This window comes from Peribacillus sp. SRI_006, assembly GCF_057586375.1.
Genome location: NZ_JBYCZT010000005.1, coordinates 24,791 through 39,349, shown reverse-complemented (window position 1 = coordinate 39,349; position 14,559 = coordinate 24,791). Strand labels below are relative to the sequence as shown.

The 14,559-nt window shown below is 37.3% G+C and carries 19 protein-coding genes and 1 tRNA gene; 10 read left to right on the top strand and 10 right to left on the bottom strand.

What is annotated here, in order from left to right; genetic code table 11:
- Positions 1–46: 46 nt before the first annotated feature.
- From AC2YHV_RS08120 to AC2YHV_RS08105, 4 genes are all read right to left on the bottom strand, one after another.
- Complete coding sequence (locus AC2YHV_RS08120; protein WP_487373003.1) at positions 47–481, bottom strand: hypothetical protein; 435 nt, start codon at positions 479–481, stop codon at positions 47–49.
- Between the two features lie 170 nt (positions 482–651).
- A complete protein-coding gene (locus tag AC2YHV_RS08115) occupies positions 652–1,308 on the bottom strand; it encodes a VanZ family protein (protein ID WP_487373002.1) in 657 nt (218 codons plus the stop codon).
- A gap of 683 nt (positions 1,309–1,991) precedes the next feature.
- Entirely contained in the window at positions 1,992–3,095 is a 1,104-nt protein-coding gene (locus AC2YHV_RS08110) for a spore germination protein (protein WP_487373001.1), read from the bottom strand.
- A gap of 678 nt (positions 3,096–3,773) precedes the next feature.
- Positions 3,774–3,863, bottom strand: a complete 90-nt coding sequence (locus AC2YHV_RS08105; RefSeq protein ID WP_487373091.1) for a DUF6980 family protein — start codon at positions 3,861–3,863, stop codon at positions 3,774–3,776.
- Between the two features lie 422 nt (positions 3,864–4,285).
- Between AC2YHV_RS08105 and AC2YHV_RS08100 the strand changes: the two genes are divergently transcribed.
- Both AC2YHV_RS08100 and AC2YHV_RS08095 read left to right on the top strand, forming a co-directional pair.
- Entirely contained in the window at positions 4,286–4,483 is a 198-nt protein-coding gene (locus tag AC2YHV_RS08100; protein ID WP_100533856.1) for a helix-turn-helix domain-containing protein, read from the top strand.
- 370 nt (positions 4,484–4,853) lie between these two features.
- Positions 4,854–5,192: an Arm DNA-binding domain-containing protein gene (locus AC2YHV_RS08095; RefSeq protein ID WP_487373090.1), complete on the top strand. Its 339-nt coding sequence runs from the start codon at positions 4,854–4,856 to the stop codon at positions 5,190–5,192.
- A 51-nt stretch (positions 5,193–5,243) separates the two neighbouring features.
- Here the strand turns inward: AC2YHV_RS08095 and AC2YHV_RS08090 are convergent.
- Together AC2YHV_RS08090 and AC2YHV_RS08085 are read right to left on the bottom strand one after the other, a co-directional pair.
- Positions 5,244–5,315 (bottom strand) — tRNA-Val (locus AC2YHV_RS08090).
- Positions 5,316–5,624: 309 nt separating this feature from the next.
- A complete protein-coding gene (locus tag AC2YHV_RS08085) occupies positions 5,625–6,236 on the bottom strand; it encodes a hypothetical protein (RefSeq protein ID WP_487373000.1) in 612 nt (203 codons plus the stop codon).
- On the opposite strand from AC2YHV_RS08085, the gene AC2YHV_RS08080 reads away from it, so the two are divergent.
- Entirely contained in the window at positions 6,219–6,731 is a 513-nt protein-coding gene (locus AC2YHV_RS08080; protein ID WP_487372999.1) for a hypothetical protein, read from the top strand. The two genes, AC2YHV_RS08085 and AC2YHV_RS08080, sit on opposite strands and share 18 nt — an antisense overlap.
- Positions 6,732–7,235: 504 nt before the next feature.
- Positions 7,236–7,457, top strand: coding sequence for a hypothetical protein (locus AC2YHV_RS08075; RefSeq protein ID WP_034314444.1), 222 nt, complete (start codon positions 7,236–7,238; stop codon positions 7,455–7,457).
- 17 nt (positions 7,458–7,474) lie between these two features.
- Here AC2YHV_RS08075 and AC2YHV_RS08070 read toward each other — a convergent pair whose 3' ends face one another.
- Positions 7,475–8,032 carry a phosphatidylglycerophosphatase A family protein gene (locus tag AC2YHV_RS08070; protein WP_034314446.1) on the bottom strand — a complete coding sequence of 186 codons (558 nt, stop codon included), beginning with the start codon at positions 8,030–8,032 and terminating at the stop codon, positions 7,475–7,477.
- 190 nt (positions 8,033–8,222) lie between these two features.
- On the opposite strand from AC2YHV_RS08070, the gene AC2YHV_RS08065 reads away from it, so the two are divergent.
- The 5 genes from AC2YHV_RS08065 (at position 8,223) to AC2YHV_RS08045 (ending at position 11,128) form a co-directional block, all read left to right on the top strand.
- Entirely contained in the window at positions 8,223–8,945 is a 723-nt protein-coding gene (locus AC2YHV_RS08065; RefSeq protein WP_054397157.1) for an alpha/beta hydrolase, read from the top strand.
- An 89-nt stretch (positions 8,946–9,034) separates the two neighbouring features.
- Positions 9,035–9,550, top strand: coding sequence for a YjcG family protein (locus AC2YHV_RS08060; RefSeq protein WP_034314450.1), 516 nt, complete (start codon positions 9,035–9,037; stop codon positions 9,548–9,550).
- Positions 9,551–9,554: 4 nt separating this feature from the next.
- Positions 9,555–9,983: a GNAT family N-acetyltransferase gene (locus tag AC2YHV_RS08055; RefSeq protein WP_487372998.1), complete on the top strand. Its 429-nt coding sequence runs from the start codon at positions 9,555–9,557 to the stop codon at positions 9,981–9,983.
- A gap of 159 nt (positions 9,984–10,142) precedes the next feature.
- Entirely contained in the window at positions 10,143–10,406 is a 264-nt protein-coding gene (locus tag AC2YHV_RS08050) for a hypothetical protein (protein ID WP_034314453.1), read from the top strand.
- 233 nt (positions 10,407–10,639) lie between these two features.
- A complete protein-coding gene (locus tag AC2YHV_RS08045) occupies positions 10,640–11,128 on the top strand; it encodes a spore coat protein (RefSeq protein WP_063577043.1) in 489 nt (162 codons plus the stop codon).
- A 54-nt stretch (positions 11,129–11,182) separates the two neighbouring features.
- Here the strand turns inward: AC2YHV_RS08045 and AC2YHV_RS08040 are convergent, their stop codons facing one another.
- Positions 11,183–11,479, bottom strand: coding sequence for a hypothetical protein (locus tag AC2YHV_RS08040; protein ID WP_487372997.1), 297 nt, complete (start codon positions 11,477–11,479; stop codon positions 11,183–11,185).
- A 151-nt stretch (positions 11,480–11,630) separates the two neighbouring features.
- On the opposite strand from AC2YHV_RS08040, the gene AC2YHV_RS08035 reads away from it, so the two are divergent.
- On the top strand, positions 11,631–13,904 hold the full coding sequence (locus tag AC2YHV_RS08035; protein ID WP_413002179.1) for an ATP-dependent helicase: 2,274 nt from the start codon (positions 11,631–11,633) through the stop codon (positions 13,902–13,904).
- Positions 13,905–14,024: 120 nt separating this feature from the next.
- On the opposite strand, the gene spoVIF is transcribed toward AC2YHV_RS08035, so the two are convergent.
- Positions 14,025–14,279: a sporulation-specific transcription regulator SpoVIF gene (gene spoVIF / locus AC2YHV_RS08030; RefSeq protein WP_034314458.1), complete on the bottom strand. Its 255-nt coding sequence runs from the start codon at positions 14,277–14,279 to the stop codon at positions 14,025–14,027.
- Between the two features lie 113 nt (positions 14,280–14,392).
- Positions 14,393–14,542 (bottom strand): YjcZ family sporulation protein, encoded by a 150-nt coding sequence (locus AC2YHV_RS08025; protein ID WP_082609450.1) that lies wholly within the window; start codon positions 14,540–14,542, stop codon positions 14,393–14,395.
- Between the last annotated feature and the right edge of the window lie 17 nt (positions 14,543–14,559).

Below are 14,559 nucleotides of genomic sequence, written 5' to 3'. Positions count from 1 at the left end.
CCGATCTTCAGCTAAAGCACCTGTTAGTTCTATAAGGAATAGCAGCTTAATGGTATTGAAACCAAACAAACCATCCTTTTTCCTTACTTTTAGCTAAAAATATTTGACCTTGGCCTAAGTTAGCTCCAGGTGCTTTGGGGAAATCTAAACGTACAAGCCACGACTTTTCAGCAATTACTTTGCCACAAAAGGTCTTTGCCATTCCAAAATAGTCTTCTTCATCTTTATTGCCAACTGTTTCGAGAAAAGGTTTGGCTGTTACTACATCCCACTTAGTATATATGTCAGGAAAATCATCTATTCCAGTTCCATAAGTTTTTGGTATTAAAGTATTTAACGCTTTTATTACCTCTTTTTTATCCTTAATCGATGTTTTCTCTAATTCACTTAACACAGGACATTCTTTAGGTTGTGCGTATCCTTGAATTGAACAAAAAAACAACATCGGAATGGTAATAATCAATATATATAGCCTTTTCATAAAACTCACCTCAAAATTTATCTTTCCTAATTTTAAGAAAAATAGTCCAGTTTTTGAGGTTTAATAGCTCAATTGTTATTCAACTAATCTGCCCCTTTAGTTCCATAAGAAAAAGCTGCCTTAAAGAGAACTCTGATCGTCAGCTAAAGCACCTGTTTGTTAAATAAAATTTATATTTTAGTTCCTTTATCGTTATCAAACAAACTTGAATTCCCAGAGTTTAAATTTTGTAATATTTCGATCTGAAATTTATAGGCTATTTTAAACGTAAATTTATAAATGAAGTATCCAAGAATAACACCTAATACATTACAAATTACGTCATCAATATCAACTGTTCTTCCCCGACCACCTGCTATTAGTTCAATAAATTGTATAGATTCTATACTAATTGATATAACAAATCCGAATAGTACAATATTTTTAAAACCCTTAAATTTATTCCATATTAACGGTGATAATACACCCAAAGGCATCAATAATAATATATTTCCACCCACATTTCTAATAATTAGACTAATCATAAACACGGTATCACCGTCATATGCAATACCTATTTGTTTAATATCGTTTATAATTCCAACAAATGGAATGAGATTTAAGCCAAACTTAATATTTTGCATATTAAAATCAATCCATAAAGCTAATGGAAACAGTGTAACGGAAACAACCATAAGTATGTATAAAACAAAAAGAAAATTAATAACTTCCCTTAACCAATATACTTGTTTTTGTTTTTTTAATTTAAACCCTATTAAAATACCTCTTCCAGCCAAATAACATATAACACCAATTCCAATAAGCAAACTACCATTAATTAAATACACTCCATCAACCCTTCCTTCCAGGCAAACAAACCTTATTTTACCATAAAATATACCTTTGTTAGAATTTAATTCTGCTCGTTCATTATCATCAATAAAACCAAGATTTTATTGCGTTTCTTAATGAACTATCCTGCCCCGTTAGCCATCCATGAAGCGCAAAATCGGCGCTTCACCACAGAGAATGAAAATTGGTCTCTATGTCGATAATGTTTTAATGGCTGGCGAAGAAGGTCGTTGAACTATGGTGCCTTTGAGCCCATCCGTTAGTCTGACTCCGACGACCACGGTGTACCACCGACTGTCGCGCCCTTTATGGGTAGCACTCATGGGAGATTAATCCTTTTTTGGTAGTCGCGCTAGCCTCTACTTAATATGCTGTGATTGGAGGTTTTTGTTTAACGATCTACAATCAGATACTCATAAGGCTCAGCCTTTTTTTAAAAAGCGTTTTTACTGAGTCTATTTTGTTGTGGTTTTTTCTGGATATTGAGCTTTTTTAATTTTCATGGGAGTTCCTTAAGAAAAGCGAAACTAATCCAGAATCGGGCCCGATTGCGGAATAAAAAATAGATTGTCTGCCTATTTTACATGAAAATAGTTATCGGAAGTCGCTTTATTAGAAATCTATGGTAAGAGACAGGAGAAAAAGAACCAACAGCGAAACCAAAAGAAACTGTAAATTGTTATGACTTTTCTTCATGTTTTCTAACCTTCCATCGCGAGACCATTAGAAGCACCAGTGGAAGTAAACCGAATAAATACATCGCGACATTGCCCTGTAAATCCCCTAATTTAAACATGTCATTGGTATTTTTCGGAATCATGGCAATGATGTAGATAACCGGAAGCAAGCCATACATAAATGGACGAATGCTCTTTTTGAAGAGTTGAGCCAGTCCTAAAGCAGCACCATAGTAAAAGATCGTAAAGGAAGAAAACATTTGCATAATCCATATTACGAGCAACAAAGACTCATATCGTTCAAAGATCATACCGGTGACTTCAAAACTTCGTATAAGATCAAGTGTCGGCCATGTTCTCGTGACCACTACATCAACAGATAATGCTCCGATAACCATTACGACCGTTATCAAATATAAAATCAACGGTAAAGAAATTCCAATTAGAACGGCTTTTACTGCTTTCTTTGGTTCTTTCATAAATGGAAAAAGGAACAAAATGGTTTCAAAACCAGTGTATGATAGACCAGTTGTCTGTACTCCTTTTAGTACAGGTATCACTCCCAGACCTAGTACCGGGCGTAGATTATCAATTTCAAATATTTTGAAGCTCATAAAGGCAACAATTAAAAAAAAGATGACGGTAATAGGCAAGATAATTTCAAACATTCGGGCGATCGGATTTATTCCGCCAATGAGCAGATACAGACCTACCCACATAAATATCATGATGATTGCCCAGGTAGGGGTGCCTTCCAACAAAAAAAATGACAATACTTCTGCTACTGCTCGGACTTGAAACCCACAAGATGTAAAAAAATAACATACAATAAGCAGACTAAGTAGCCCTCCAACCCATTTACCAACAATTTCTTGACTGTATTCATAAAAGGTTTTTTCGGGAAACTGTTGGCTTAATTTAACAATGATCACTCCTGCGATCATCGCGATCAGACCGCCTAAAATAACGCTGATCCATATATCTGGGGTTTTCACCTTCTCTACTGCCATTCTGGGCAAGGTGAGGATTCCTACCCCGAATATAGAATTGATTACCATAACAGTTACTTGATCAGTCGTGATTCGGTCTTTAAAACTGGTAATCATTCCTGGTCACTTCCTTATTCACAATTCAGGGTTACTACTTTCAGAAAGTTCATTACTTCTCATTTTTCCACGCTATTTTCTTATACTTATAAACGATACAATTTTATATTTCCAAAAAAGAACAAAAATTATGTATATATGTATACATATTAGGTTGACATAATTTGTCCTAACAGAAGCTCCCTCTTACAAAACACCTTGGGAATATGGGGGTTCACCCTGTCACAATTTATTGTTTATGCAGGATTTTATCTTTAATCAAAGTTTACGTACACTCAAGCGCACCTGGTGGCTGTATAAAAAAGTGGGATTTTATGCAACTTCTTATTCAAGAAAATGGCCCTATTGTTGAATAAAGAAAGAGCTGCCTTAAAGACAGCTCCGATCCTAAGCTAAAGCACCCGTTAGCCATCCATGAATCGCAAAAGTCAGCGATTCACCACAAAGAATGAAAATGGTTAGAATGTGTCAATACTGATACTGACCTTAATCCAGTCAACCCTAACTAATTAATTAACGCTCTCCTCTTTTTTTTAAACGAATGAGCAGGGTCTTCTTAAGTATTTTCATTTTTCATTTTTAAAGAAACTTATTTTCATGGTAGTTTAAGTACAATCCTTTACAAATTATAAGAAAAATGCACCAAAGTATCTCTCAATAAGCTAGTGAAACCTCTGATCATTTACTATTTTTATACCATTTATCCGTTTTAAACCCCTCTGGAATCGATTGCTCAACAGAGTCATCAAATCCTAATTGTTCAAGGATATGTAACTATCCTGCCCCGTTAGTTTAAGTAGGAACCATCAAATCTCTCAAATTTACTTTTGCTATGCATTATATTACTACTTTTTTATTATTTTTCGAGCCCCCCTTGAAAATGATAGGTTTTTAAAAATATAATGTGTCCGAATTAAATAAGTTAATTCTAATTAATTACTTTTAAACTAAATAAAAAATTAAAGGAGAAATAAAGTATTCCTAAAAACATCGAAGATTATCAACGATTTTTAACAGCCGTACACTTATTTATATTTTGAGACAATAACCGGATCGGATTTTTTTTATTTTTACGAGTAACCCCTTGAAAACGATTGGTTTTTAAAAATATAATGTGTCCGAATTAAATAAGTTAATTCTAATTAATCACTATTAAACTAATAAATTAAAATTAAGAGGAGAAATAAAGTATGCCTAAAAACATCGAAGATTATCCAATGATCCTAACAGCCGTACATTTATCTGAAATTTTAATGGTATCTAAGCCAACCGCTTATGAGTTAATGGAACAAAAATCATTTCCACTTATTAAATTAGGTCGCAGCAAACGCGTGCTCCGTGATGAATTTTTTAACTGGCTGACGCAGCAACAAGTGAGCAGTTTATAAAACCGTAAGTGCGTAGTTCACCGAACTGAACGGCTAGCTTCCCTTACATAATTATTATCAAACATATACGGAGGTTAGCATACTGAGCGGTAGTACACAAAAGAGAGGAAACTCTTGGACATATAGTAGATTTTGAAAGTGATCCCTAACAGGTACACGCAGACAAAAAATAAAAACCGAATTCCACAAGAAGGCTTTTCAAGCTGCTCACTTAAAACATGGGGAAAAGAGCGGCTTATAGAACCGAAAGCAAGTGGTCAAACTGATATTAGACCACTTGCTTTCCATTGTTCTAACACGAACTACAATAGGATATGGGGGCAAGCAATATGAAAGGCACTGTTAAAAAAGGGGAAATACTTGGTCATATATTGTAGACATAGGCAGGGACCCGATTACAGGTAAACGAAGACAAAAAACAAAAAGTGGATTTCCTCGTGAAAAAGATGCAGATGCTGCTCTTCGAAAGATTCTGACTGCACTGGATGAAGATCGATATGCCGAACCGAGCAAAGAATCCTTTTCATCCTATATGGAATTTTGGTTTACGTCCCATTATCAAAAAAGGATTACAGAAACAACGGCCTCAAGCAGAAAGTATTTGATGGATAAGCACTTAATACGAGAAAATCCTTTTGCCAACAAAATGCTTTCAAAATGTGAGCAAATCACTATCATTGGTCTAAACGCATCCCGTAAGACAAAATAAAAAAAGGCCCAAATCCTTGTTATATCAAGGATTTAAGCCTTTGTTAGTTGATGACCTGTGAGGGATTCGAACCCACGACCCCTTCCCTGTCAAGGAAGTGCTCTCCCACTGAGCTAACAAGTCGTATGTAATCAAGCTCTATAGAGCTTGGTTTAAAACTTACTTAGTTGCTGACTTCTTTTCTGAACAAGATTTATTATATAGTGGTATTCAAAATAAAACAAGTAGTTTTGCTAAAAAAGTTTTTTTCCGTAAAGTGTGGTCTTAGGCGTTAATCCCTGAAAGTTCAATCTTCCCCCAAAAATTTCTCGGAATAGAATCCACCTCACCTTTTTCAAGGAGAATCCAAGGCTCCTAATCATACGTTTACTCAACTTTAATTATCAAATATGATCTCCATTTACTCAATCTAAGACTAAAGCAGAAAGATCTTTACATTGGAGAAGGGAATCTAGCAGCCTGAAAGTTTGTTAAAGATGCTTCTGCTAAAATTTCTCCGTTTACATCTGCACTAAATAATACTTGTACCCGATCTCCTGCTTGTAACTGAAGGATTGTAGTAACCGATAGTCCAATAGGTCTTGATTTCTCCAAGAAGTCATTAACAATATCTAAATTATCTCCGTTTACGTTAATGGAAATGGATGCGACATATCCTTCTTTTGAAGAACTCCTTTTTTTGTCTTTTGAAGAATGATGTTTTCTGCAATAATCACAGTTGCAACTATTTTTACTGCAATAATCACATTTGCAATTATCTTTTTTGTTTTTTGAGGAATCATTGCTTTTACTTTTTGACGGACAAAACGAGACTTTTGCTGTTATCTCATAAATTCCATCCTTAGTTGGAATAAATGTTGATATGTGCGGATTATATTCATCCGCTAAATCAAACTGTTCAGTTTGGAATAAAACTTTTACAGAGGGAGTTAACGCTGCTTCGTATAGTTGTGGTGTATTCTTATTAGCCCTGAACGCAGATGCTCTTACTAGATTATGTTTCTTATTGTCACAGTGACAGTCATTATGTTTCTTATGGCACAAATGACAGTCATCGGTTTTCTTTTGCTCACAGGTACAGTCACTGTGTTTTTTATGACAACAATGACAATCATCCGGTTTCTTTTGATGACAAATACAGTCATTATGTTTCTTATGGCACAAATGACAGTCATCATGTTTCTTTTGCACACAAATACAGTCATTGTGTTTCTTATGACAGCAGTGACAATCATCTGGTTTCTTTTGGTGGCAAATACAGTCATTGTGTTTCTTATGACAACAGTGACAATCATCCGGTTTCTTTTGATGACAAATACAGTCATTGTGTTTCTTATGGCAGCTATGACAATCATCCGATTTCTTTTGGTGGCAAATACAGACATTGTGTTTCTTATGGCAGCTATGACAATCATCCGATTTCTTTTGGTGACATATACAGTCATTGTGTTTCTTATGGCAGCTATGACAATCATCCGGTTTCTTTTGCACACATTTCTTATTAAGATATGTGGTGTCTATAAAGGAATTACAATGTGAAATAGAATTATGATTTTTAATTATAATCACCTTTTTCTTTTTTATTTTCGGGTTATTTTATTCATTAAAAGAAAAGATGTTTGTACATATGTTACAAATTTGAAAATAAATCTAACTTAAACAGCAAAAATCTACTGGATTATATATCTTATTAAGAAGGTGATCGTTAACAATAAGGAAGGTATTTTTGTGGATATAATCGGGGAAACATATTCTTTATTCTCAATCTGAAAATGAGGTGAGGTATAATCCCACTTCAGTTTTGGTTGATGAAGAACCTAGCTACTGAGATTCTAAGAGGACTGTTAGAAGAAAGGTCAGAAATTGAGTACATAAATTGTTTTTTTGTTAAAAACTCTACATATAATATTAAAAAAGTTATAATTTCATCTTCTTCCATTTACCCTCACAACAAAACAGAACCAAGGTTCCCTTTTCACTTGCATACAAAACGTATGTTCGCATATAATGATAGCAAGCAAGTCAGCAAAGGAGTGACCGGGAATGAAATATATACTTCGTAAACATATGGAAGAAAATGCTCCATTAGAAATAATTTATCTCTCCGAACAAGGTAAGATTACACAACGGAAAATCCAGGTGCTTGAAATTTATCCAGGCCATATTCACGCATTCTGTTTTCTAAGGCAGACAAAACGGACATTTAAAGTAGCCAACATCCTTTCTGCCCGCCTCATTAAGGCCAGGTTTTACAGGTCTGGCTGAACATTGCTCTTCAAGGTTCAACCTATTAACTCTTCTTCTTCCTGGATGTCCTTTTCCTGTTCAGTTAACGATTCCTCTTCATCTCTCAGACGATGAGCTAATCTTGAGGCGGCACTCGCGGCAATGCTTGCAACGATGTCATCCAGGAAGGTATGCACGATTCCTTCTTGCTTCTTATCAAGTTCGTGTATGACGCCTATTTTATTTTTATCCAAATGGCCAAAGGTTGTTACAGCAATGCTTCCATAACCGAGTACTGCACCAAAGGCAATCGTTTCATCCACTCCGAATAGCCCTTCATCCGATTCAACAATCGATTGCAGGGGTTCTGATAGTTTTTTTTGCTCTGCCAGTTTATCCAGCTCCACACCGACTAAAATGGCATGTTGAATTTCCCTTTTCAACAGGACACGCTCAACGCTGTGGATGCATTCCTCCAGCTTAAGATCAGCCTTGTACGGGAACTGCAATTCATAAACGATTTTTGCAATTGCCTCCACACTGACACCACGCTCCAATAATGTTCGTTTAGCCGCCTTTGTCACTTCCCTGCTGTGCACGTGTACATCTGCCATTTTATTCGCCACCTTTTTTTGTATTATTTTTCTATATCCTTGTATTATAACACCTTATAATTTAAATTTTTAGAAAATATAACAAAAATTTTATATTCCAAATTCTTGTCGCGGGAAAAAGTTGCAAGGCTATGCTAAAATAATCAAGTAAGTTGTTTTTCATTATTAATTATCATTGAGGTGCGGGAGAATGAGTTTACGCAAAGGCACAATTAAAGAGTACATGTTTAAAAGCGAAGCTTTAGCAGAAGAATTGGAATTGCTTGTCTACTTGCCTGCTAATTATTCGCCATTGTATAAATATTCGCTTGTGATTGCTCAGGATGGCCGTGATTATTTTCAAATGGGCCGAATCGGTCGGGTAGCAGATGAACTGTTAGGGAACGATGAGATCGAGAATATCATCATTGTCGGCATTCCTTATAAAGACCGCTTTGACCGCAGGCGCAAATATCATCCGGACGGGGAACAGCATATTGCATACATACGTTTTCTTGCCCATGAACTAGTTCCGTTTTTAGATGATGAATTCCCAACCTATCAAATGGGACATGGTCGAACTTTGATCGGTGACTCTCTTGGCGGTACAGTTTCTCTATTGGCCGCTTTGCAGTATCCGCATACATTCGGTAAATGCATCATGCAGTCCCCGCTTGCCAATGAAGCAGTAATGGATGCTGTACGTAATTTTGAGGATCCGCATCTCCTCGAACTTTACCATGTGATCGGGACCGGTGAAACGGATGTACCGACGACGGATGGCAATAAGGCAAACTTCATAGAACCAAATAGGGAATTGCATAAATTAATAAACCAAAAAGGATTTCCTTGCTTCTATGAAGAATTTGAAGGTAATCATACCTGGAAATACTGGCAGGCAGATTTGAAACGAGCACTATTGGAAATGTTCTAATTACTCGAAATCATCTGTTTGGGATGGTTTCAAGAAAAAAACATGTCCAACTATAATACAACAATAAAAAATATCAGGAGGTTTTATTTATGAAATATGGTGTTGCAATTTTCCCTTCAAAAAAACTTCAAGATTTAGCTAACTCCTATCGCAAACGGTATGATACGAAGTATGCTTTCATACCACCGCATCTAACGCTTAAACCAACGTTCGAAGCGACGGATATGGAAATTTCAACAATCGCGGAACAATTAAAAGGCATCGCTCAAAAGTGCAGACCTTTTACGATGAGCGTAACCAAAACGAAGTCTTTCCAACCCGTAAGCAATACGATTTATTTCAAAGTAGAATTATCCGAAGGGCTTCAAGAGCTGCATGATGCGCTTAACAATGAGGATTTCATAAAAAGTGAAAGTGAACATGCATTTGTCCCGCATATTACAATCGCTCAAGATTTATCCGATAATGAGCATTCTGATGTTTTAGGCCAATTAAGCATGCTTGACATCAGCCATGAAGAAGAGGTGAAACGAGTTCACTTGCTGTATCAACTTGAAGATGGGGCATGGACCGTTTATGAAACATTTAGATTAGGAGCTGAATGATTTCGTGTTTGTAAAAATCGCAGAGAACAGCCAAGAGCTTGAAAACGCATATATGATTCGAAGAAAAGTGTTCGTCCAAGAACAAAACGTCCCTCTTGAAGAAGAGATCGATGAATATGAAAAAGATTCCACACATTTCGTTTTATATGATGAGCAGCATGAGCCAATCGGTGCTGGCCGCTTCAGGGTCATTGACAACATCGGTAAAGTACAGCGCATTTGTGTACTGTCATCGGGCCGTAAGAATGGTGCCGGCGCCATGATCATGAATGCTATTGAGGAATACGCAATCCAGCAGGAAGTGCCTCAATTAAAGCTTGATTCCCAAGTGCATGCCATCCCTTTTTATTCAAAATTAGGTTATGAGATCGTTTCCGACGAATTCATGGATGCTGGCATTCCTCATAAAACGATGAAGAAAACCATTTTTTGATATAAAAAAGCTGTCCTTTCAGTCTTCTGATTGGACAGCTTTTTTTGTTCGTTCATGGACTTAAATTATCGTTTTATGAAAAAAACCATTTCCGTTCAATGGCAATCTCATCAAAAATACATAGTCTATATATAGAAAGCAAGAAGGAGGGAAAATTTTATGGGTAACAATGATTTTAACCTGGATGAGTCTCAAAAAAGACTGATGGAGCTGCTGGTTTCGAGGACTTTGAGAAAACATGGTTTCAAAAAGGAAAAGGTCGATCTAACTGAAAAAGAGAGAAACAACCTTAAAGAAACCGTTCGTTATTTACAAGAGCAATCACTAAAAATCATAAACCAAGAAAAGAACATCACGGAACATGATGTTAATCCAGTTACCAATTCCATTCACAACAAATTCACGGATTCCAAAAATAAATGACGCACCATATCACCTAATCACCTTACTTGCTGGCGAGAAATAAGTAAACCGAGACATAGCAGCACTTACATTTCATTCCTAAAGCTCCAGCTTCTTTATTATTCATCCCCCACACACTAATACTTTCTCTAAGTATTTAAAAAATAGACGAATGAACTGATTTATTCGTCCAACCCGATTAACCATCAAAGCATATTTTAATAGGGAATAAAACCTAAGGAGGAAAAAACAACATGAACCAAAATGTATATCGTAGCAATTGTAACACACATGATGACTCTGAAAGGTCATGGTCGGCTCTAGATTCCGCTTCCAGGCATCCCCTTTCAGGATTCTGTAACGACGATGACACAAAGATTGACCAAGACGCAAGACAGGATAATAATCAAGTTCAGCTTTCTGAAGAACTTATTTACATTAAAGATTCTTGTAATGTAAATATCACTTCAACGGATGTTAAAGCGGCCCTCTCACTACAAGCTGCTCTACAAGCTGCAATTGCAGTCATCGTAAGCATTTCCGTTGCAGATGCTGATAATGCTGATAAGATCACTCAACAATTAATCCAATCTTCTAATGTTAAACAAATCACGCGCCAAAAAACAATTGTTGAAAACAGCCGTGATATCGACATTACAACAACTGATGCACAAATCGCTCTAAACATCCAACTTTTATTGCAACTATTGTTAGCCCTAATCGTGGAAATAGACATTCTTTAAGAAGTCAGCACAAAAAGGACACTTCACGTGTCCTCTTTTGTCTTTCTGGAGGAACTAGACAATTTCGTTGATGAACCTGCCTTTTCCTGTCATTCCAGCCGTTAAATCTTTCCTGACGCTCCTGCCCATTTCATGTTGATATGTGCCTGCTCCATATGCACTTACCCGAACATTATCTTGAATTTGATTTAATCCTTCAACGCTTTCCCTTTCCCTTTCCAACACCTGATCAAAACGGATGGGTTGAATGGGTGACGCTCCTTTAACAATTCTTACTTTCCCTGCAGCTTCGACCGTTCGGTGGGCATATTGAATATAATCAAATTGTGTGACAGGTGCTATATATCCCATAGTAACCCCTCCTTATATTGAAATAGTTATGTTGTCATTTAATTCCCCTGCCAGAACAATATTTAAACATGATTTCCACATTCTTTTTTCCTAATCTTCTGGTATGATGAGTATTGCCGATATTTTTAATAGATTAGAGGTATCCATTTATATGAATCAAGCAAAATCTGGCAATGAAATCGTACATTTACATACCGTTTCAGCTGGTGAGCTGCAGACACTTTTTGAAAAAGGAAAACGTGATCAGCTTTCTTGTATCATTTGTCATAAACCAGTGAAATTATTTATTGGAATCCATGAGACACCTTATTTTTATCATAGCGACCCATCGCAGGGACCCTGTGAAATGCCAATTTCAGAATCCATAAATGAAGATAAGCCCTTAGAATATATGGAACAGAATGGATTTAGGATTCCAACATCACGAACCATTACTGAAACGAAAACCATTACCGAACCTTTCCTTAAAAGCCGCCCCATAACCGGCAATCCGAAATATTCAGATAAACCATATGACATGGCACAATCAGAGGAACCATACTTTCAAGAATTATCCTCTTCAGGGGTTGTTCTCGATGCAGAGCAACTCAAAGCGGTAATGACGATCGATGGACCCATCCTTGTCCTTTCAGGAGCAGGCAGCGGGAAAACACGCGTATTGACGGTACGCACTGCCTATATGCTCACAGTGAAAAAGATTGATCCCAAAAGTATCATGCTTGTAACATTTACAGCGAAATCCGCAAAGGAAATGCAGCAGCGTCTGCTCGGTTATCCCTATATGACGCCCTCCCTTGTTTCTCAAATCGTTAGCGGGACCTTTCATAGCATCTTTTATAAAATCCTGATTTTCCACGAACCAGCCAAATGGCAGCGCGATTTCCTATTGAAGTGGGAGTGGGAAAAAGAAAAGGTATTGAAACAGGCTGGCAGGGAATTGGAACTTGATGATAAGGAATTTGCATATGATCAGGCCCTTCAACAAATCGGGCTTTGGAAAAACTCTTTGGCCTTTCCAGAAGATATTCAACCTAAGGACGATTGGGAGAAATCGTGTTTATTTTTATATAAGAAATATGAAGAATATAAACAGCAAACAGGGAAGTATGATTTTGATGATATGCTTGTAGGCTGTTATGTATTTTTAAAAAATCACCCAGATTTTTTAAAGAAATATCAGCAAAGGTTTAACTATTTTTTGGTAGATGAGTTTCAGGATATCAATAAAGTTCAATATGAATTGATAAAACTCCTCTCTGCTGAATCAAAAAATGTATGTGCGGTTGGAGATGATGACCAATCCATCTATTCATTCCGCGGAAGCGATCCGAAGTATATTTTGAATTTCAATCATGACTTCCCTCGATCCCAAGTGGTGAAGCTGACGGAGAATTACCGCTCTTCCCATGAAATTGTCGCTACTGCGAACCGCTTGATCAAGCGAAACCAGAACCGGATGGAGAAAAAGATGAGGGCACAGCATGATTCAGGAAATCCACCTGTTTTATTTTATCCTTATGATGAAGAATTGGAAGCGACGATGATCGTATCCGATATCCAAGAGAAAATATCCAAGGGAGCAAACCCTGGGGACTTTGCAGTATTGTACAGGACACACACGATGTCCAGGGCCATTTTTGAACGGCTTGCCGCTTCCAATCTGCCATTCGTCATTGAAAAGGATGCGGATTCGTTTTATCAGCGCAAGGTCATTCGCGGCATGCTTGCCTTTATGCGCTTGAGTTTGTTCCCGCATGACAGCAAGGCAGCATCTGAAGTCCTTTCCTCCCTATTCTTAAAGCAAAGTATATTACAAGAGTTAAAAGCAATGACAATATTGCAGGATTGTGACTTCATCGATGCCTTTGCTTTTGTTAAGACTGGACATGCTTTTCAAGAACGAAAATTAAAAACGATTCCTGAACAGATTCGGTCTTTAAAAATTATGTCGCCACTCGTAGCGTTAGAGATCATCGAGAAAGATTTAGGATACCAGGAATATGTAAAAAAACGCGGTAATGATGCGAACCTGGAAAAAGGATCCGATGACATCCGTGACTTAAAGGTGGCGGCAAATCGTTTTCCAACCGTCGCCGCTTTCATTGAACATGTCGATCATATGACTGCGATGGTCCAAGAGATTAAACAGCTATCGAAACACTTTAAGGACGCCATACAGCTTACCACCATACATCGTTCCAAAGGGCTTGAATATCAAACCGTATATGTCCTTGCTGCTGTCGATGGCAGCATTCCTCATGATTTCGCACTTGAATCTTACCGAAAAGGGGAACTATCCCCTCTTGAAGAGGAAAGACGATTGCTCTATGTAGCGGCAACGAGGGCTAAAAAGGACCTTTACCTTTCCATCCTGCAAACTAGACGCGGACGGACTGCCCATCCATCACGTTTTCTGAAGCTTTGACCAAAAGCCGATACTATAAATCTTGCAAATGGACTTTTTTAGTTTAAAAAACTGCAGGCAAACTCGCTTTTTTTCAAGTTTGTCTGCAGTCTGAAGGCCTGCATGATAGCAGGCCCTTTTTCATTTTTTATTTATCATATTGGATATCGTCCCGAAATCAAGTTTATTCCCTTCAGCTACGATGGAATGAACGATTTTATCTTCCGTTTCCTTATTGACCGGTTTATTCGCTATTTTTGAAACACGCTTAATGACGTTTCTAACCGTTGTTTCATCTTTGAAGTTGGCTCCTTGCAGCGAGTTTGCCAATTCTAATACATCTTTCATATTTACGCCGGTTTTACCTTCTATGTTTTTAAAAAAGTTATTATCCATACTTAAGCCCCTCCCTTTTCTGTACCTATCCTATGGCATTATCAGAAAAAAGTGCTAGGCCCATACAAAAAAAATAAAAGGAATAGGCTTCTTCTGCCTATTCCTTTTACGCCTTAGCAGAAAGAAGCCCCTACAATGATCAATAGGATGAACAATACAACGATTATCGCGAAAGTAGAACCGCCGCCGTATCCTCCGCCATATCCGCCGCCGTATCCATAACCGCCGCCGCCACAACAACCGTAGCCACCAAAACCAAACATACATATCACCTCGCTCT